The sequence below is a fragment of the Nitrospirota bacterium genome (genome assembly GCA_040757595.1).
Classification (GTDB): domain Bacteria; phylum Nitrospirota; class Nitrospiria; order Nitrospirales; family Nitrospiraceae; genus JBFLWP01.
The window spans coordinates 48,565-66,593 of record JBFLWP010000002.1; the positions used below are offsets into that span (position 1 = coordinate 48,565).

Below are 18,029 nucleotides of genomic sequence, written 5' to 3' on the forward strand. Positions count from 1 at the left end.
TCAGATCTCGGGTGCCGCGCATTCCTCCGCCGACCGGTCCGCCTGCCGGTTGACCGATTCCCGGATGCCGCTCCAGATCGGCTCCGGAACGGACAGAAATGCTTCGATGACGGCGGGATCGAACTGCCGGCCGCTGAACCGTCGGATCTCCTCGCGCGCGTCACGGAACGGCTTGGCCTTCCGGTAGGGGCGGTCGGACGTGATCGCGTCGAGCGCGTCCACCACGGCGAAAACGCGGGCCCCGATCGGGATCGCCTCGCCCTTCAATCCGTGCGGATACCCCGACCCGTCAAAGCGCTCATGGTGCGCGAGGATGATCTTGGATGCACCCTTCAGGAAGTCCACCCGGGAGGCCAGCCGATACCCGAGGAGCGAGTGCTGCTTCATGACCACCCACTCCTCTTCGGTCAGGGCGCCTTGTTTGAGCAGGACCCGGTCGGGGATCCCGATCTTCCCGATGTCATGGAGGTAGACCCCGCGCTCCAGCGTGGTCAAGTCCGTCTGGCTCATGCTCAACGTCCGTCCCAGGGTCAGGGCGTACTGCGCGACCCGCTCGGAATGGGCGTGCGTCTCCACGTCGCGGGTGTCCAGCGCCGCGCCCAGCGCCTTGAGCGTGTCCCGGTACGTGGATTCGAGGTGCCGGATGACCTGCTGCAGCTCGTGCGTTCGGTCCTCGACCTGGCGCTCCAGGATCGACTGGTAAGCCTTGCCGCCCAGGATCAACTGCCGCTTCATGAGTCCCAGCGCGACGCTGTCCCGGAGGTCCTCCGGAGTGAAGGGCTTCACCAGATAATCGTCGGCTCCGCTCCGGATGGCGTGAACGGCCAGCTCCAGATCGCGCGAGCCGGTGATCATGATGACGGTCACGGTCGGATCCGCGGCCCGGATCTCTTTGAGCATCTCCAGCCCGTTGATGCCCGGCAGGTTGATGTCGGCGATCACGATGTCCACCATGCGGCTGCGAAGCTGGCGGAACGCCTCGCCGGCGTCAGGGGCGGCCAGGGTGACGGCCCCGGTCCCGGCCAGGATCTCCTGGACGAGCCTGGTGACGTGGGGATGGTCGTCCACGATGAGGATGACCGCCTCGTCCTGCGCCGGCAGGCTCAAGAGGGACGAGGGGGGGCGATTCACGGATGAAGCCGGGGGTTCGTGCCCGGCCGGAGAAAGTCCGGTTCCAAGCGCGCGCTCGGCCGAACTGAGGAGGTCGCGATCGGCCTGGCTGCGGCCGAAGGCGGTTCCCACGCGGAGCTGCAGTGTGACCGGCAGGCCCCCGCGTTCGTTGGATTTTTGGACGCCGGCTTGGACCCTCGCGACGACCGCCTCGACCTCCGTCGGCGTGGTCTCGGGCAGGAGCAGGGCGATCGTCCCTTCGCCGTACCTGGCCGCCAGGTCCCGGGAGGCGAGCGAGTCTTGGACGACGCGACCCAGCAATTCGACCGCTCGGTCCCGGACGTCCTGGCCGAAGGTCTCGTTGATGGAGTCGAGACGGTCCACGGCCAGCAGCACGACGGCCGTGCCGGCCAGGTCGCACACCGTCCGGAGCCGCGCCGCGAGGGCCTGCTCGAACGTACTCCTGGTGTAGAGTCCGGTGAGCGGGTCGCGCGAGGCCGGCTCCTGATCTGGTCCGGGATGCAAGGCCTCCATGTCACGGCTCCTCTTCGCAGTCGGGTGGGGCAGGGGACGCGACGATCCCCGATCCGCCATGCCTTTATCGGTCATTCCTGATCGGTCTTGAGCCGAGTCCCTCGAAACGCCAGCCCAGCCGTTCCTGCCCGGTCGTCCGACAGGATTTTCCCGGAAGGCAAATTCTTCCCGGTCGTCCGAACCGGCGGGGAAACGGGTTCCTCCGTCGGTCCGACTTTCCCTATTAATGATGCGCGATTGAAGCGGCGGCGACGCCCGTGCCCTGTCCGGACAATGGCACGCAGGTTGCTTTTTCCGGACAGGCAGCTTGGGGAGGGCGCATGAACAGGGGAGTCTATCCCGTCCTGACAGGGTCCCTGGCCCAGGAGCACCGTATCCAGGTGCTCTCCAACAACATGGCCAACGTCAACAGCTACGGCTTCAAGCGGGTGGAGCCGGTCTTCGCTTCCGTTCTGGGGAGCCAGGGGCTCTTCCAGTCCGGCTCGTCCGGCGGCCCGACCTTCCAACCGTTCGTCACGGGGCCCCAGGGCGTGGCCGAGCGGGTGTTCGTCCAGACGATCGAGCTCAACACGAACTTTTCGGGAGGGCAGCTCCGGCAGACCAAGGTTCCCCTTGATCTCGCGATCCAGGGGGACGGGATGTTCGAGATCATGACCCCGCAGGGCCCGCTCTACACCCGCAACGGCTCGTTTCACATGGACGAGCAGAGGCGGCTGCTCAACGCGACCGGCCATCCGGTCATGGGGGACAAGGGAGAGATCAAGCTGAAGCCGGGAGAGGTGCGGGTGGTGAGCGGCGGAACGATCCAAGTGGACGGAGAGGCCGTGGCCCGCATCACGGTGGTGGAATTCCCGAAGGATAAGCCGCTCCAGTCGGTCGGCCAGGGACTCTTCGTGGGCGAGAACGGCAAGCCGGTGAAGGATCCGAACGTCTTGTCCGGGTATCTGGAGGAGTCCAACGTGAACCCGTTCACCGAAATGGTGAACCTGATCGAAGTGATGCGGAGCTACGAGTCAGCCCAGAAGATCATCCAGACGTTCGACCACATGGCCGAGCTGTCGATCGAGGAAGTGGGCCGGGTGGCGTAAGGACGTGAGAGGTGACGCGTCACAGGTGACGAGTGCCGGAGAAGAAAGATTGGTGAATCTTGCCCGTCACGCGTCACTGGTCACCCGTCACGAAGAATGACTGAAGGCTCAACCATGGTCGTCATCGAACCTGAATCGCAAAGAGGTCGGAAATGATCAGAGCCATGTGGACCGCGGCGGCCGGCATGACTGCCCAGCAGTTGAACATTGACACGATCGCCCACAACCTCGCCAACGTCAACACCAACGCGTTCAAGCGCAGCCGGGCGGAGTTCGCCGACCTGATGTACCAGATCCAGCGGATGCCCGGCACCAATTCGTCCAACATCGGGGTCTTTCCCGTCGGCATGCAGGTCGGCGGCGGGGTGCGGCCGGTTACGGTGGCGAAGGAATGGATCCAGGGGAACTTGCGGCAGACCGGCAACGAGCTGGACTTGGCCATTGACGGACCGGGGTTCTTCCAGGTGACCCGGCCGGACGGCACGATCATGTATACCCGCAACGGCTCCTTCAAACGGGACAACGTCGGGAACCTCGTCACCGGCGACGGCGACCAGCTCAATCCCGTGATTACCATCCCCTCCGGCACGCTGAAGGTGGACATCGCGCAGGACGGGACCGTCTCGGTGCTGCTGCCCGGCGTGACCCAGGCCTCGCAGGTGGGACAGATTCAATTGACGCGGTTCGACAATCCCTCCGGCTTGATTGCCCAGGGCAACAATCTGTTCCTCGACAGCTTTTCCTCCGGTCCGCCCATCCAGGGCACCGGCGGGTTCTCGACCGGATTCGGCCTCATCCAGCAGGGATACCTGGAGAGCTCGAACGTGAACCTGGCGGAGGAGATGGTCAACATGATCATCGCGCAGCGGAGCTATGAAGTAAACGCGAAAGCCATCCAGGCCGCGGACGAGATGATGGGGCTGGCGAACAACGTCAGGCGGTAGCGTTGGGACTGATCCGGTGGGGGGACAAGAGATGATACGAATGGCTCTCTGGCTGGCGGTCGTTGCCTGGTTATCGGCTTCGGATCCGGTCCAGGCCAAACCGGACAAGCCCCGTCAGTCCCCGGCTCCGGTTCGCGCGGTGACCCAGTCGGTCAACGTGGAGCAGGTCCGGGCGGTCCTCCTCCAGTATCTGGAGCGGCAGCTCGGGAGCAAGGCGGACGAGGTCGAGGTGCAGGTGCTGAGCCCGCTGGAGCCATTTTCCGTTCCAGCCGGTTCGTTGGACCTGCACGTCATCCCGCGCGGTCAGGATCGGGCGCTTGGGAAGAAACTTTTCGAGGTGGGCGTCGCGGTGGACCGGAAAGAGGTCGAGACCGTCAGGGTGACCGCGGAAGTCACCGCGCGCGCGGACGTCGTGACGCCGGTACGTCCCATCAGGCCGGACGAGACGATCGAGGCCGAGGACCTTGCGGTGACGAGGATCCAGTTGCCGGTGGCCATGCACGATTTCATGAAGGACGTCGAGACGGTCGTCGGCAAGCGCGCGCTCCGTTACCTGCAGCCGGACCAGCCGGTCCGCTTGTCGGCCCTCGCGCTGCCCTACGTGGTCAAGCGGGGGGACCGGGTGACGATCGAGGCCAAGCACGGGGGACTCCTGATCCAGGCCGCGGGTCTGACGAAAGCCGCCGGCTCGGTGGGGCAGTCCATCGCGGTCACGAACCTGGACTCCGGGAAGGAAGTCCGCGCCCGGGTCATCGGTCCTGGTGTCGTGCGGGTGGAATTTTAACTGCGTGACAGGTGACGGGTGACGAGTGGTGAGTGACGGCAGAAAGCATGGTCGGTGGTCAGTGGCCGGTGAAGATTCCGGAGCTCCGCCCTTCGCTGACCACCGACCACCGTCCCCCAACCATGGTCCAACGGCTGTCACGTGTCACGCGTCATGCGCCACGCTACTCTTGCTTCTCCTGTCCGCCGGCTGCGCGAGTCCGCCGCCGGTCAGCTCGCAGATCGCATTTCCGCCCCTTCCACCGCCCAAGACGGTCGGGTCACTCTGGCAGGAAGAGAACGGCCGGGCGTACCTCTACGAGGATCTCCGCGCGAGGCGGATCGGAGACGTGATCACGATCGTGATCGAGGAAAAGCACAAGGGCTCCAAGAGCGCCGACACGACGGCGGAGCGGGAGTCAACGTTGGCGAGCAGCCTCTCGGGAAGCGGCAGCGTCTTCACGGCCGGCATTCCCGCGCTTTTCCTGAACAAGAGCTTGGCGACCAGCCTGGGGGTGGACGGCAGTTCCAAGGGGAAGTTCGGGGGAAAGGGCGAGACGAGCCGGGAAGACACCCTCACCGGCACCATGTCGGCTCACGTGATCGAGGTCCTGCCGAACGGTGATCTGAGGATCGAGGGGCGCCGCGAGGTGACGGTCAACAGCGAGAAGCAGACGATGGTCCTCAGCGGCGTGGTCAGGGTCGTGGACCTCGACACGGCCAACCGGGTGAAATCGTCCCGCATCGCCGACGCCAAGATCGAATATACGGGGCTCGGCGTGGTCAACGACGTTCAGCGGCCTGGGTGGCTCGTGCGGGTGTTGGACTGGATCTATCCGTTCTGAGGAAGACGTGAAACGTGAGACGCGAGCCGTGAAGGATGACGAACGAGGGGACAGGATGAACTGCAAGCGGCTAGCAGGGCTGGTGCTCATCGGGGTGCTTCTCGCCGGGTCCGCCGAAGCGGCCCGGGTCAAGGACATTGCGAGCATCGAGGGAGTACGTGAGAACCAACTGCTGGGCTACGGGCTCGTCGTCGGGTTGGACCGGACCGGCGATCAAGTCATCGGCGGCCAGTTCACGGTGCAGGCCATGATGTCCATGCTCAACAAGATGGGCATCAATCTTGTTATCGATCCCATCCAATTGCTGACCAGAAATATCGCCTCGGTGATGGTGACCGCCAAGCTGCCGCCGTTCGCCAGGCCGGGCCAGACCGTGGACGCCGTGGTCTCCTCCATGGCCAACGCCAAGAGCCTGCAGGGGGGGACTCTGCTGCTCACGCCGCTCAAGGCTCCGAACCAGCAGGTCTATGCGGTTGCACAGGGGCCGATCTCGATCGGGGGATTCCTGGGCGGCAGCGGAGGCGGAAGCGGCAACAGCGGGAGCAGCACGGTGATCAAGAATCACCAGGCGGCCGGCGTCGTTCCGAACGGGGCCATCGTCGAAAAGGACGTGGCGGTGAACATCGAGTCCTGGGATTCGGTCTCGATCGTCCTGCGGCAGCCGGACTTTACGACGGCGATTCGAGTAGCCGACGCCATTGACAACCTGCTGGGGCCCGGCTCCGCCGCCCCGGTCAACGCGGGGCAGGTCCGCGCGGCCGTTCCCGCCAGCTTCCAGGGCCGGGTGGTCCAGTACATCGCGACGATCGAGGGGCTGGAGGTCTCGGTGGACGTGCCGGCCAAGGTCGTGGTGAACGAGCGGACCGGCACGGTGGTGCTCGGTGAATATGTCCGGCTTTCGACCTGCGCGATCGCGCACGGCAACCTGACGATCACGGTCAAGGACACGGTCTCGGTCTCCCAGCCGAGCGCCCCTCTCATCGGGAACGCGGCGGGGAAGACCGAGGTCATCCAGAACCAGGAGACCCAGGTGCAGGAGGATCCGGCCCGGTTGATGGTGGTGGACGAGACCGTGACGCTGGGGGAGGTCGTCCGGGCCTTGAACGCGGTGGGAGTGACCCCTCGCGACCTGGTGGCTATCCTCTCCGCCTTGAAGTCCGCAGGAGCGCTTCAGGCAAATCTAGAAATCATATAGATTTGAACAGCATAGTTAATGTGACGATTTCGATATTTTCCAAGGGGACGCGATGGGCACCGATCTCGGATACTTGCCGCTCCACCCGGTGACGACGCCCGATATCGGCTTCGGGGCCAGAGCCGAAGGGTTGGTCCTGACGCTTGAAGCGGCTAACGATCCGGCCAAGCGGGAGAAGGTCGACCTCCCCAAGGCCGCGAAGGAATTCGAGAGCTACTTCATCGCCTATCTGATGAAAGTCATGAGGGAAACCGTCCCCAAGGGGCTCGTCGAAAACAAGGGGGGGCAGTACTTCTATTACTTTTATGACCAGGAGATCGGCCGGCTTGCTGCAGAGCGGGGCGGGTTGGGGTTCGGGGCCCTCCTGCTGGGGGAGTACGGGCAACAACCGGCATCATCCGGCCAAAAAAACCTCTCAAGTCCTGGGGCGAATCAGCCGATACCAGGAGCGAGCCGGTGAAGCATCTGGCGCGGAAGGGTTCGATGGGCCGAGCCAGTCTTGCCGGTGGCGAGAGGATAACAGATGGAAATCTCGGGTCATGGTCACGCTCACGAATTGGCCAAATTGCTGCTCGGGGTCCAGGACTCGGACCGGTCGACGGGGAAGTCCCAGGCCTGGTCCACACCCAAGCAGGATCAGGTCGACATTTCCGACCAGGCCAAGGAGATCCAGCGGATCAAGTCGCTGGTCAATGAGCCGGACACGGCGCGGGCCGCTCACGTGGAGCGACTGCGGCAGGCCGTGGACAGCGGAACCTATGATGTCAGCGGCCGCAAGGTGGCCGATGCCTTAATCCGACACGTGCTGACCGACGCCGTCCTCTGACCGTCGCGCCTCTCCCGCGAGGCGGCAGGGCCGGCCGGCCCTGCCGTCCGCGAGGAGAGAGCCCATGTCTACCACCTTCTTGACAGCCCCTCTCATCGAGCAGCTCGTCGAGGTCCTGGCCAAAGAGCAGCAGGGCCTGGAAGCCTTTCTGGCCGTCCTGGAGCGGGAGCGGCACGCCATCAAGGCCCTGTCGGCCGACGGAATGGCCGCCGCGACCAGCGCGAAGCTCACGCTGCTCGAGACCCTCGGAGCCATCGAGCGGCAACGGGCAGAGGTGATCGCCCAACTGGCGCGGGAATGGTCGGTCGAGGCGGACCAACTGACGCTCCGTGCGATCGCCGAGCGGGTCGAGGCCAGGGAGGCGGGAGCCCTCCTCCGGATGCGTGACACGCTCAACCGGGCCCTTGCCGAGCTGGGGGATGCCAACGAGTTCAACGGCATGGTCATCGCCCATTCCCTGGCCTGTTTCGAGGGAGGGCTGTCGGCCGGACGGGTCAATCCGGCGACGCCGCTCTATTCCGCCGCCGGCCTGTTGCAAATGGTGCAAGGACCGGGGGAGCCGACGCTGGCCCGCAAGGGCTGAGCGCAGGAGGGCGAGACATGTCGGGAATATCCAATCTGTTCGAGATCGGGCGGTCGGCGCTGTTCGCCAGCCAGCAGGCCCTGTCGGTGACCGGCCACAACGTGGCCAACATCAACACGCCCGGCTACGCCAGGCAGAAGGCGGTCTTTGCCGAAGCGCGCCCCATGGACGGCAGTCCGGGGCAGGCGGGCACAGGAGTCACGGTCACGCAGATCCAGCGGTCCATTGATACCTTCCTTGAAGGCCAGTTGACCACCTCCCACGAGCAGCTCGGCCGTTACGAGGTCTACCGGAGCAGCCTGCTCCGCATCCAGGAGCTGTTCGGGGACGCGAACGACCAGGGGATCGGCGCGAGACTCAACGAATTCTTCAATGCGCTCCAAGACGTCGCCACCAGCCCCTCGGACCTCACGGCCCGGACGGTCCTGCTCTCGAAGGCGACCACGCTCAGCCAGGAGTTCAACCGGGCGCAGACGGACTTGACCGCCAACCGCCAGGCGCTCGACCGCCAGGTCAGCCAGACGATCTCCGAGATCAACGACCGGGCCTCCCAGATCGCGGACCTGAACGCGAAGATCGTGGAGGCGGAGAACAGGGGGCAGAACGCCAACGACCTGCGCGACCAGCGGACCACGCTCCTCAACGAGATCGCCGAACGGATCGAGGTCTCGACCTTCGAGGACTCGTCCGGCAGCCTCTCGGTCTTCGTCGGCCGCGGGCAGGTGTTGATCTCCCAGAGCACGGTCCGCGAACTGGTCGGGGTGGCCTCGGCGGCCAACGACGGCCTCCTGGCGGTGGGCTACGACACCGGCGGCACGAACCAGACGGACATCTCCTCGCTGATCACCAGCGGCCGGCTCAAGGGGTTGCTGGACGCCAGGGACAGCACGATTCCCGGCCTCCTGACCTCGCTGGACAAGCTGGCCGCTTCGCTCGTGAACGAAGTCAACCAGGTTCACCGCCTGGGCTACGGGCTGGACGGGTCCACCGGGAACGACTTCTTCGATCCGCTCTCCGTCACGGCCGAGGCCAAGACGACGAACACCGGCAGCGCGAGCGTCGGGAGCGGGGCGATCACGGCCAACAGCCTCCTGACCTTCCACGACTACACGATCACGTTCACCTCGGCCACCGCCTACGAGATCAAGGACGCCACCGACGGAACCTACATCAAGGGCAACTATGCGGGGACTGCGATCACCGCCCCCTCCGCCGATTCGCCCGCCTACATCATCACCGGGTCCAACGACACCCTGACCGTGAGCGTGGACGGGACCGCCTCGGGCACGATCACGCTCACCGGAGCCGCCTCTCCGGGCCAGGCATACACCAGCGGGTCGGCCCTCGCCACCGAACTGCAGACCAAGATCAACGCGGACGCGACCCTGTCCGCGGCGGGAAAGAGCGTCACGGTGATCTACGACACGACGACGAACCGCTTCGTCATCACCTCGAACTCGACCGCCTCGACGTCGGCCGTGAACGTGACCGGGGGGACCGCCAGGGCCACGCTGGGCCTGTCCAGCGGAACCAGCACGGCCGCCTCTGGCACCTACAGCTCGCCGCAGACGTTCACGCTCGACGGGCTCTCGGTCACGGTCACGGGCACGCCGGCCGCCAGCGACGTGTTCACGGTGAACTCGCGGGAGGACTCGGCCAAAAACATGGCCGTGAGCCTTACGAGCGGCAACAAGGTGGCGGCGGCAACGTCGCTGGCCGGCGTCCCGTCCGACAACGCCACCGTCCTCTCTCTGGTCGCGCTCAAGAGCAAGTCCCTGGACGCCCTGGACGGCACGACCTTCAGCAGCTTCTACGGCGTCACCGCCGCAAACCTCGGGGCCACGGCCCAGAAGGCGGATCGGGACTTCCGGTCCCAGGAGATCGTGCACGGACAACTGGAGACCTTCCGCTCGGAGGTCTCGGGGGTCTCGCTGGACGAGGAGCTGGTGGACCTGATGCAGTTCCAGCGGGCGTTCGAGGCCGCGTCGCGGCTCATCGTGATCACGGACGAAATGCTCCAGACCCTCATTTCGCTCGGCAGGTGACGCCATGCGCGTATCCGAATTTCAGATGTTCCAGCTCTTTCTGAGCAACCTCCAGCGGGCGCGGTACAAGGCCCTGCAGGCCCAGGAACAGCTCTCGTCGGGGAAGCGGATACTCCGGCCCTCCGACGATCCCACCACCTTCGACCGGATCGTCTCGGACAAGGCGGCGCTGGCCGTGGCGGACCAGCGGCTGCGGAACGTCCAGTTCGGCGGGACCAAGCTCAAGACGGCCGACACGACCCTGGGCTCTGTCGCGACCCTCCTGACCCGGATCAAGGAGCTGGCGGTGCAGTTCCGGGACGACACGGTCGGCGCCTCCGAACGGGCGACCGGGGCCAAGGAGGTCCGCCAGATCCTCCTCGAGCTGCAACAGTTGGCCAACACGAAGCTGAACGGGGAGTCGCTCTTCAGCGGCACCAGCACGCACGGCCGGGCGACCGGCCTCGCGATCACCGCACCGGTCACGCTGACCAACGGGAGCACCGATACGCTGGTCGTGTCGGTGGACGGGACAACCTCCGGGACGATCGACTTGACCTCCACGACCGAATCCCTGACCGGCTCTCAACTGGCCTCCCGCCTCCAGAGCAAGATCAACGCGGACGCCACGTTGAGCGCCGCCGGCAAGAGCGTCGCCGTCACGTTCGACACCGACCATCTCGTCGTCGCCTCCAACAGCACGGGCAGCTCTTCGACCGTGGAGGTCACGAGCGGGCTCGCCCTTTCCGCGTTGGGGTTCCACGGAGGAAGCCGGACGACCGGCGAGTCGGCCTTCGCGCTCCAGGCCAAGACCAGCGCCGATGCGGGAAACACGGGCGGAGCCGTCATCGCGCAGGGCCGCGTCATCGAGCCGGCCGCGGTCACGTTCGACGACTACCTCGTCAAGTTCAGCTCGGCCACGGCCTTCAACGTCTACAACGTGTCCCGGCCGGTCACCGTCACCCCCGACGAGGACAACACGGGCGGGGCGGCGGTGAGCAACGCGGGGGTGAACGACCCCTCGCTGGTGCGGGGAGACTCCTACGAGGTGCGGGTCCAGAACACCTACACGGTGACGAGCTCGAACAACGCGCTCCGGTTCACCCCCGGCTCGGGGGCCGCCACCACGATCTCGCTGACCGCCGGCACGTACACGGGCGGCCAGTTGGCCAGCGCGCTCCAGACCGCGATGAACGCGGCCAGCGGGGGGGACACCTACACGGTGTCCTACGAGGCGTCCACGGGCAAGTTCTCGATCCAAAACGACTCTGGCAACGCCGGCGCCCTGACCCTCTCGTTCGACCATTCGGCGACGACCGCCGAGGACCTGCTCGGATTCGCGGCCAGCTCGGTCTCGGTGGCGGTCGGGTCCACCGCCACCGGCAACGACGCCACGGCGACGTCCGGGGCCACCCTCCAGCATTACGTCTACGATTCCACCGTCGGGTCCGCGATCTTCAACGTGACCTCCTCCAACAACACGATCTACCGGGGAGGGAGCGCGATCACGCTCGCCACGGGCAGTTACACCGGGGCCGAGCTGGCCTCGGAGATCCAGAGCAAGCTGGGAAGCGGCTACAGCGTGGCCTACGGGACCGCCAGCACGAAGCCGGCCCGGTCGTTCACGATCACCAACTCGACCGGCGGAGCCGTGACCTTCAACTGGTCGAACTCCGGCGCGACCGCCGCCTCCCTGCTCGGCTTCGACGCCACAGACTCCACCGTGGCCAACGGCGGCACCGACGTGAGCGACTTCGACGCGGGGAACGTGACGTACGAATCCGACGCGAACATCGACTTCGACGGATTGCGGGTCGCGCTCCGCACGGCCGGCGGGGCGCCGCACGACGGGGACGTGTTCGCGGTCGGACACAACGTGGAGACCGTGCTCGCCAACCAGACCTACGCGTCGGGGGGGAGCATCGATTTCAAGGGGCTCCGGATCTCGATCAAGACCAACACGGGCGCCCCGGCCTCGGGCGACATCTTCCGGGTCCAGAGCGGCGTCCAGTACCAGGGCAACGAAGGACTGCAGGCCATCGAGGTGCGGGACAACCAGACCCTGAAGACGAACCTGCCGGGCAATCAAGTGTTCAGCGGGGCGACGATCGATCTGTTCGCGGCGGTCAAGAGCATCACGGCCGCGCTCAACGGCAATTTCGGCGGCGGCATCGGGCAGGGGTTGGACGACCTGGACAGCGCCATCCAGCAGGTGTCGGAGGCCCGCGGGGAGATCGGCGCCTTGACGAACCGGCTGGACACGATCGAAGGCAGCCTCCAGGACATCAAGGAGCTGGTGTCCGGAGCCCTCAAGGAGAACCAGGATGCGGACCTCGTCCAGGTGATCTCCGAGCTCAGCGAACAGCAGTACGCGCTGCAGGCCATCGCCCAGGCGGGGAGCCGGATCTTCGAATCCTCGCTGCTGAATTTTCTGAAGTTGTAACGAGGAACGACCGATAAGAATAAGGCAATATCCACGTCCAGCCAGGGAAGGCGGTCATGCTGGTCCTGACACGGAAGTTGGGGGAAGGCATCACGATCGGAAGCGACATCCGGGTCGTGGTGCTGGAAGTGAAGGCCGGACAGGTGCGGCTGGGAATCCAAGCCCCGCCCACCGTGCAGATCCACCGGGACGAGATCTACGCCAAGATCGTGGAGGAGAACCGGAAGGCGGCGGCGATTCGAGAGGTTCCGGCGGAGGCGCTGAAGCAACTGCGAAGACCGAGTCCCTGAGGAGGAAGCGTGAAGGTTCGCACCAGCCGGTTCGGCGAGATCGAAGTCCGGGAAGAGATGCTGCTGACCTTTCCGTCCGGCCTGATCGGGTTTCCGCGCGCCACCCGGTACGTGATCCTGGACCACGATCGGGAGGCGCCGTTCAAGTGGCTTCAGTCGGTTGACGAGGGAGGGTTGGCCTTCGTGATCATGGTGCCGACCCTGTTCCGGCCGGATTACCGGGCCGTGCTCGCTCCTGAGGACATTGCCGAGCTGGGGCCGGTCGAGACGGAGAACCTGAGTCTCTTCGTGATCCTGACGATCCCGCCCGGCGACCCGCGGCGGATCACCGCGAATCTTCAGGGGCCGGTGGTGGTGAACCAGCGCAGCCGCCTGGCCAAGCAGGTCATCCTGCGTGACGAGTATCCGACCCGGTATCCGCTGTTCCCGGACGAAGCGGTGCGGGATGCGGCGGCTGAGCCTCTGGCCTGTGGAACGCGGCGTCCCTAGGCCCGGAAGGGGGTTCCCAGGATCGACATGAAGAGGGGGAAATGAAGAAGCGGATTCCCGTGAGCCGGCTCAGCGTCGGCATGTACATGGTCGGAGTGGACAAGTCCTGGCTCGAGACGCCATTCCTCCGGCACAAGATGCCGATCACCAAGGCCGACCAGATCGACGCGCTGAAAAGCTGCGGCGTCCACTACGTCGAGATCGACACGGAGAGGGGAGTCGACGTGGACAAGTTCGCCCACGTCGGCCTCGAATCCATCGTGGAGGCCGCGCCGGACGACCCGGTTTTGCCCGCGGTCCCCGTGGACCCCACCGCGCCCACCTCCTTCGATGACGAGCTGCAGGTGGCCAGGAAGACCTACCAGGACGCGAAGAACATCGTCCAGCGGGCCATGTACGACATCCGGATGGGGCGGGACATCAACACCGACGCGGTGGGCAGGGTGGTGGACGCCCTGGCGGACAGCGTGTTGCGGAACTCGGACGCCCTCATCAGCCTCTCGCGCCTCAAGAGCTTCGACGAGTACACCTTTTTCCACTCGGTGAACACGGCGGTTCTGGCGCTGGGGCTGGGCCGCAGCTTGGACATGGACCGCCAGACCCTCCACCTTCTGGGCATGGGCACGCTCCTGCACGATGTCGGCAAGATGAAGATTCCGCTCAACATCCTGAACAAACCGGACCGGCTCCGGAGCTTCGAGTACGAGATCATCAAGCAGCACGCGCTCCGCGGCGCCGAAATCCTCTCGAAGACGACCGGGCTCAGGGAGGAGGCGATCAAGCCGGCCCTGGAGCACCACGAGCGGGTGGACGGCACCGGCTATCCGTACCAGCGGAAGCGGGACGAGTTGAGCCTGTTCGGGCTGATCAGCAGCGTGGTGGACATCTACGACGCGATCACGAGCGACCGCGTCTATCACAAGGCCATGCCGCCGTCGCAGGCGCTCCAGTTCCTCTACCAGTTGGGGCAGCAGGGGCACCTGGACCCGCCGCTGGTCGAGCGGTTCATCAAGTGCGTCGGCGTGTATCCGGTCGGATCCTGCGTCTTGCTCAACACCGGAGAGGTCGGGATCGTGACCCAGATCTATCAGGACCAGCCCCTGACCCCCAAACTTCTGCTGATCCGGGATGGGAACGCCAGACGGGTCATGACGCCCACGGTTCTGGACCTGCTGACTCAGGGCCAGGATTCCCCCAGGACGATCGTCAAGGCGCTGGATCCCCACGAGTTCGGCATCAAGGTCGCGGATTACATGGGCGACGGAAAGCCCGCCGCGTGACCGGGCGGGAGGGAACTCAAGCCGGCTCGGCGACAAGCCGATAGACGGACGGAGAGCCGGGGTGGGCCCGGCTCGGACGACGTGTGACAGGGGATGCCGTGCTGACGACGCCGGACGACGCACCTTCCAGGCTCCTGAGCGTAGGGGTTCTGCTGCAGCTCATGATCCCGAGCAATCGGGAGGAGCTTCAATGCTGCGCGACCCTGTTGGGATGGAAGGAGCCCTCGTTCCTGATCAGCGACCTGCCGTTCCACAACGGCCGGGCGGTGGATTTCCGCAGCGGGACGCCCTGCGTGGTCCGGTATCTCATTTCGGGAAAGGTGGTGGGTTACCGGAGCGAGATCCGCAAAGGCCAGTTCTCGCCGGAGCCGCTGCTCTTTCTGAGCTATCCGACCAGGATCGAGGAGATCCTGCTCCGCAAACATCCGCGCGTGCCCTTCAGCCAGCCCGTCTCCATCACCCGGGCCCGCGAGCATTCGGGATTCACGTCGCCGTTCCCGGAGTCCCCGGTGATCGCGGTGCTGCACGACCTGAGCGTGGCCGGCTGCCGCCTGGCCATCACCGAGCCGGTCGCCGGCCTCGCCCCCGGAACCGCGTTGAAGCTGGAATTCGATCTGCCGGGGATCGGACATATTTCGCATCTGACCGGAGTCGTCAAGAACCTGTCGCCCCGGTCCGGGAAGCTTCTCGTCGGGATCGAGTTCCAGTTCTATCAAACCGAGTACATCGAGTTCCGCGGTTGGGGCGGCACGGTTCAAAAAGCCATCGAACAGTACGTGGCCCAGCGGCACACTCCGGCCTATGCCGGCGACGGGAGCTAGCCCGGCTCCGCCGGCGCTTCGCGCGGGCCCTCCGCTCTCCCAACCGACCTCTTTTCGCACCTCCACCGATCCTCAAGTTCCCCTCGGCCGGTGACGATATAACCTCAGCCGGAAAGGGCCGAGTGTGCCCTTACACGGAACGATGAATGCCGAATGCAGAACGATGAACGCCGAACGTCTCCTTTGCACCTCTTCGTTCATCATTCCGCATTCATCGTTCATCGTTAAGGAGGGTTGATGCAGGCCGGTTGGTGTCTGATCTGCGGGGCGGGGAAGCGGCGGGAGTTGGCCTGTTACGGGTCCGACCCGGTGTTTGCCCGCCTCGCGAACCGGCTTGACGCCACGGTCCGGTTCGTCATCTGCGACCGGTGCGGCCACGTCTACCAGGACCCCATGCCGGACGAGGAGGACCTGGCCCAGCTCGAGACCGGCCTGTGGCGTACCAGGGTTCGCGGGGGAACGGCACGGCAGGCCGGCCGGTGGCAGTTGGCCGAGCGGCTGCAGGAAGCGGTCGAGGCGGGAACCGGCAGCCGAACCGCGCTCGCGATCGGATGGGAAGCCGACGGTTTGCTGGCCTTCGGGGAACAGGGCTGGGATCTTTTGCAGGTGGCGCCTACCGCGCTGACGTGGCGCCGGCCCGGTCAGAGGGCCGGCCTTTCCACCCTTTCATCGGACAGAAAGTTCTCGGTGATCCTCCTCCAGCGCGTGGTCGAGACGCTCCCCGATCCGGTTCCGATCCTGCGGGCCGTCAGGCCCTACCTGGAGGAGGGCGGGATCCTCTTCGTCTCCTCGGTCAACCTGCTCGATCCGCCTCCGGCGGAGCGGCTCCGTCGGGAACTGTTGATCGGGAGCCATGTACGCCTCTACAGCCCCGGCACCCTGCAAACGGTCCTGGCCCGCAGCGGCTTTCGCACGATCCAGACCCAAGGCTACGAGGGGGACATGCAGCAGGGAATCCTCGCGAGACCGGCCGACTGGGTGGGGGACCATTCCCTGGACGATCCCGAGGCCATCCTGCAGATGTACCGGGTCCTGCAATGGCCCGGCTCGACGGACGTGCTCGGCTGGAACCTGGCGGCACTGGCCGAGACCCAGTCCTGGGTGCTGCCTGGGCTTTGCCAGGCGGCGGAGCGGGACGGCTTCGTCGTTCGCCGGAGCGGGCGGTGCCTCGTGGGCATCGAAGGGCGGACGGCTTCCGGTGAGCGGATCGAGGTCGTCCGTTGGGGGGAACAGGACGGCGACAGGAGTCCCTCGCCGGGATCGGCGGGTTCCACCAGCGGCTTCGTGCAACTCGGGCTCGGCTCCGGCGAGTTGGCCACCGCGCTCGCGGAGCGTTTGACCGACGGCCAGCACCTGTTCGTGTGGGAGGCCGATCCCGTGCTGGCGAAACGCACCCTGGAGATCGTCGATCTCAGCCCGCTCTGGCTCTCCAGGCAGGTCAGCCTTCTGGTGGGCCCCAAGCCGGATCTGCCGGCGGCGCTCCGGCAGCGCCTCCAGGCCCCCACGACCCTGTACGTCACCAGATCGGCCCGGTGCTGGCAGCCCTGGGTGTACCGGGAGATCCTCGGGACGTTGAACCTCTCCGGAGGCGCGCAGGCGGAGGCGCCGGTCTGCACCAGTTCGGGGCGGGGCGCGGCCAAGGGACACGGCGGCTAGTGCCCGTGCAGAACCGGCATGTCATCGTTGGAGTCCATCCAGCAGTGCCTGACCAACCGACTGGACCGGCGGAGCCGAGAGGTCCGGTGGCTCACCGGCCTGCTCGGCCAAGAGCCGTCCAGAGACGCGAAGGCCCCGTCGGTCTGGAACCCCGCACTCCGCAGCGTGGGCGTGGACGCCTGGTACCAGCCGTTCGACGTTGCGGCGGCGAACCTGCCCCGGTTTCTTGAGGCAGCCCGTGCCTGTGACCACGTCAAGGGGTTCAACGTCGTCGCCCCCTACAAGGAGACGATCATCCCTCTGCTGGACGAGGTCGAACCTCAAGCCAGCCGGATCGGAGTCGTGGACACGATCGTGCGAACCGAAGGGGGACGCTTGATCGGGTCCAACGCCGAGGGGGCGGGGATCCTGGCCTGCCTGCTCTGCCCTCGGTACAACGAGCCGGCGTCTTTTATCGAAGAGTCCCGGGGTCTCGCGGGCATGAAGGTGCTGCTCCTGGGCGCCGGGTGCACGGCAAGAGCCCTGGCCTGGCCGCTGGCCCAAGCGGTCGGTCCCGGCCATCTGTACCTGGCCAACCGGACCAGGGAGAAGGCCGAGACCCTCGCACGGGCGCTCGCGCCCTCCTGCCTGAACGTCACCTGTCTGGACGAGACGGCTCTCGAGACGGTCGCTCCTCTGGCCGGCCTGATCATCAATGCCACCACCAAGGGGCAAGCGGGGTTCTGGACCCTGCCGGACGGGATGATGACCTGTCTGGAACCCTATTCGGCGCTTGCGCCGGCCAACCCGGTCAGCCTGCCCAGGGACCTGGCCAAGGACTCGGTCCAGTTCTACCAACAGTGGTACCGGGCTTCCTTGCCGGACATCTCCGCCAACCTCGAGCGGTCCTCCCGGCTGATGGGGATGGTCCCCGAGTCAGTCAGATTCGTGGACTGCGTCTCCGCCCCGGCCGAGTCCGTCCTGCTGCGGCAGGCCCACAGGTCCGGGCACCGGACGATGAACGGCAAGGGGATCAGGATCTGCCAGATCGCGGACTGCCTGTTCCACAAGCTGTTCCGTGACGACCTGGAGCGGTCCGGACGGTACGGGCCTGATCTCTACCGTCGGCTCATCGAGCAGATATGGGCAGCCTGGTAGCG

The 18,029-nt window shown here is 65.9% G+C and carries 17 protein-coding genes; 16 read left to right on the forward strand and 1 reads right to left on the reverse strand.

All coding sequences use genetic code 11. The features are described from left to right. The gene (locus AB1411_02070; GenBank protein ID MEW6542376.1) at positions 1–1,644 is read right to left on the reverse strand and encodes an HD domain-containing phosphohydrolase; all 1,644 of its coding nucleotides are present in this window, start codon (positions 1,642–1,644) and stop codon (positions 1–3) included. 320 nt (positions 1,645–1,964) lie between these two features. Between AB1411_02070 and AB1411_02075 the strand changes: the two genes are divergently transcribed. The 16 genes from AB1411_02075 to AB1411_02150 all read left to right on the forward strand — a co-directional run bounded on the left by AB1411_02075 (position 1,965) and on the right by AB1411_02150 (position 18,027). Next, complete coding sequence (locus AB1411_02075) at positions 1,965–2,732, forward strand: flagellar hook-basal body protein (GenBank protein MEW6542377.1); 768 nt, start codon at positions 1,965–1,967, stop codon at positions 2,730–2,732. A gap of 152 nt (positions 2,733–2,884) precedes the next feature. Further along, positions 2,885–3,676 (forward strand): flagellar basal-body rod protein FlgG, encoded by a 792-nt coding sequence (flgG, locus tag AB1411_02080; protein ID MEW6542378.1) that lies wholly within the window; start codon positions 2,885–2,887, stop codon positions 3,674–3,676. A 40-nt stretch (positions 3,677–3,716) separates the two neighbouring features. Further along, positions 3,717–4,460, forward strand: a complete 744-nt coding sequence (gene flgA, locus AB1411_02085; GenBank protein MEW6542379.1) for a flagellar basal body P-ring formation chaperone FlgA — start codon at positions 3,717–3,719, stop codon at positions 4,458–4,460. A gap of 169 nt (positions 4,461–4,629) precedes the next feature. Beyond that, on the forward strand, positions 4,630–5,283 hold the full coding sequence (locus AB1411_02090) for a flagellar basal body L-ring protein FlgH (GenBank protein MEW6542380.1): 654 nt from the start codon (positions 4,630–4,632) through the stop codon (positions 5,281–5,283). A gap of 55 nt (positions 5,284–5,338) precedes the next feature. Then, positions 5,339–6,478, forward strand: coding sequence for a flagellar basal body P-ring protein FlgI (locus AB1411_02095; GenBank protein ID MEW6542381.1), 1,140 nt, complete (start codon positions 5,339–5,341; stop codon positions 6,476–6,478). Between the two features lie 52 nt (positions 6,479–6,530). Beyond that, a complete protein-coding gene (locus AB1411_02100) occupies positions 6,531–6,938 on the forward strand; it encodes a rod-binding protein (protein MEW6542382.1) in 408 nt (135 codons plus the stop codon). A gap of 63 nt (positions 6,939–7,001) precedes the next feature. After that, positions 7,002–7,304 carry a flagellar biosynthesis anti-sigma factor FlgM gene (gene flgM / locus AB1411_02105; protein MEW6542383.1) on the forward strand — a complete coding sequence of 101 codons (303 nt, stop codon included), beginning with the start codon at positions 7,002–7,004 and terminating at the stop codon, positions 7,302–7,304. A gap of 64 nt (positions 7,305–7,368) precedes the next feature. Then, positions 7,369–7,887: a flagellar protein FlgN gene (locus AB1411_02110; GenBank protein MEW6542384.1), complete on the forward strand. Its 519-nt coding sequence runs from the start codon at positions 7,369–7,371 to the stop codon at positions 7,885–7,887. Between the two features lie 17 nt (positions 7,888–7,904). Next, positions 7,905–9,932 (forward strand): flagellar hook-associated protein FlgK, encoded by a 2,028-nt coding sequence (flgK, locus tag AB1411_02115; GenBank protein ID MEW6542385.1) that lies wholly within the window; start codon positions 7,905–7,907, stop codon positions 9,930–9,932. Between the two features lie 4 nt (positions 9,933–9,936). After that, on the forward strand, positions 9,937–12,354 hold the full coding sequence (flgL, locus tag AB1411_02120) for a flagellar hook-associated protein FlgL (protein ID MEW6542386.1): 2,418 nt from the start codon (positions 9,937–9,939) through the stop codon (positions 12,352–12,354). A 56-nt stretch (positions 12,355–12,410) separates the two neighbouring features. Next, on the forward strand, positions 12,411–12,644 hold the full coding sequence (csrA, locus tag AB1411_02125; GenBank protein ID MEW6542387.1) for a carbon storage regulator CsrA: 234 nt from the start codon (positions 12,411–12,413) through the stop codon (positions 12,642–12,644). A gap of 9 nt (positions 12,645–12,653) precedes the next feature. Next, entirely contained in the window at positions 12,654–13,133 is a 480-nt protein-coding gene (locus AB1411_02130) for a flagellar assembly protein FliW (protein ID MEW6542388.1), read from the forward strand. 41 nt (positions 13,134–13,174) lie between these two features. Then, positions 13,175–14,413 carry an HD-GYP domain-containing protein gene (locus tag AB1411_02135; protein ID MEW6542389.1) on the forward strand — a complete coding sequence of 413 codons (1,239 nt, stop codon included), beginning with the start codon at positions 13,175–13,177 and terminating at the stop codon, positions 14,411–14,413. A 98-nt stretch (positions 14,414–14,511) separates the two neighbouring features. Next, positions 14,512–15,234, forward strand: coding sequence for a flagellar brake protein (locus AB1411_02140; protein ID MEW6542390.1), 723 nt, complete (start codon positions 14,512–14,514; stop codon positions 15,232–15,234). Positions 15,235–15,471: 237 nt separating this feature from the next. After that, positions 15,472–16,890, forward strand: a complete 1,419-nt coding sequence (locus AB1411_02145) for a methyltransferase domain-containing protein (GenBank protein MEW6542391.1) — start codon at positions 15,472–15,474, stop codon at positions 16,888–16,890. Between the two features lie 18 nt (positions 16,891–16,908). After that, positions 16,909–18,027, forward strand: coding sequence for a hypothetical protein (locus tag AB1411_02150; GenBank protein ID MEW6542392.1), 1,119 nt, complete (start codon positions 16,909–16,911; stop codon positions 18,025–18,027). The last annotated feature ends 2 nt before the right edge of the window (positions 18,028–18,029 follow it).

Bases quoted from the DNA above. Each gene is read 5' to 3' on its own strand.
- AB1411_02150 (MEW6542392.1), top strand. From the start codon at position 16,909: ATGTCATCGTTGGAGTCCATCCAGCAGTGCCTGACCAACCGACTGGAC.
- AB1411_02095 (MEW6542381.1), top strand. From the start codon at position 5,339: ATGAACTGCAAGCGGCTAGCAGGGCTGGTGCTCATCGGGGTGCTTCTC.
- AB1411_02075 (MEW6542377.1), top strand. From the start codon at position 1,965: ATGAACAGGGGAGTCTATCCCGTCCTGACAGGGTCCCTGGCCCAGGAG.
- flgG (MEW6542378.1), top strand. From the start codon at position 2,885: ATGATCAGAGCCATGTGGACCGCGGCGGCCGGCATGACTGCCCAGCAG.
- AB1411_02145 (MEW6542391.1), top strand. From the start codon at position 15,472: ATGCAGGCCGGTTGGTGTCTGATCTGCGGGGCGGGGAAGCGGCGGGAG.
- flgK (MEW6542385.1), top strand. From the start codon at position 7,905: ATGTCGGGAATATCCAATCTGTTCGAGATCGGGCGGTCGGCGCTGTTC.
- flgL (MEW6542386.1), top strand. From the start codon at position 9,937: ATGCGCGTATCCGAATTTCAGATGTTCCAGCTCTTTCTGAGCAACCTC.
- flgA (MEW6542379.1), top strand. From the start codon at position 3,717: ATGGCTCTCTGGCTGGCGGTCGTTGCCTGGTTATCGGCTTCGGATCCG.
- AB1411_02070 (MEW6542376.1), bottom strand. From the start codon at position 1,644: ATGGAGGCCTTGCATCCCGGACCAGATCAGGAGCCGGCCTCGCGCGAC.
- flgM (MEW6542383.1), top strand. From the start codon at position 7,002: ATGGAAATCTCGGGTCATGGTCACGCTCACGAATTGGCCAAATTGCTG.
- AB1411_02135 (MEW6542389.1), top strand. From the start codon at position 13,175: ATGAAGAAGCGGATTCCCGTGAGCCGGCTCAGCGTCGGCATGTACATG.
- AB1411_02100 (MEW6542382.1), top strand. From the start codon at position 6,531: ATGGGCACCGATCTCGGATACTTGCCGCTCCACCCGGTGACGACGCCC.
- AB1411_02110 (MEW6542384.1), top strand. From the start codon at position 7,369: ATGTCTACCACCTTCTTGACAGCCCCTCTCATCGAGCAGCTCGTCGAG.
- csrA (MEW6542387.1), top strand. From the start codon at position 12,411: ATGCTGGTCCTGACACGGAAGTTGGGGGAAGGCATCACGATCGGAAGC.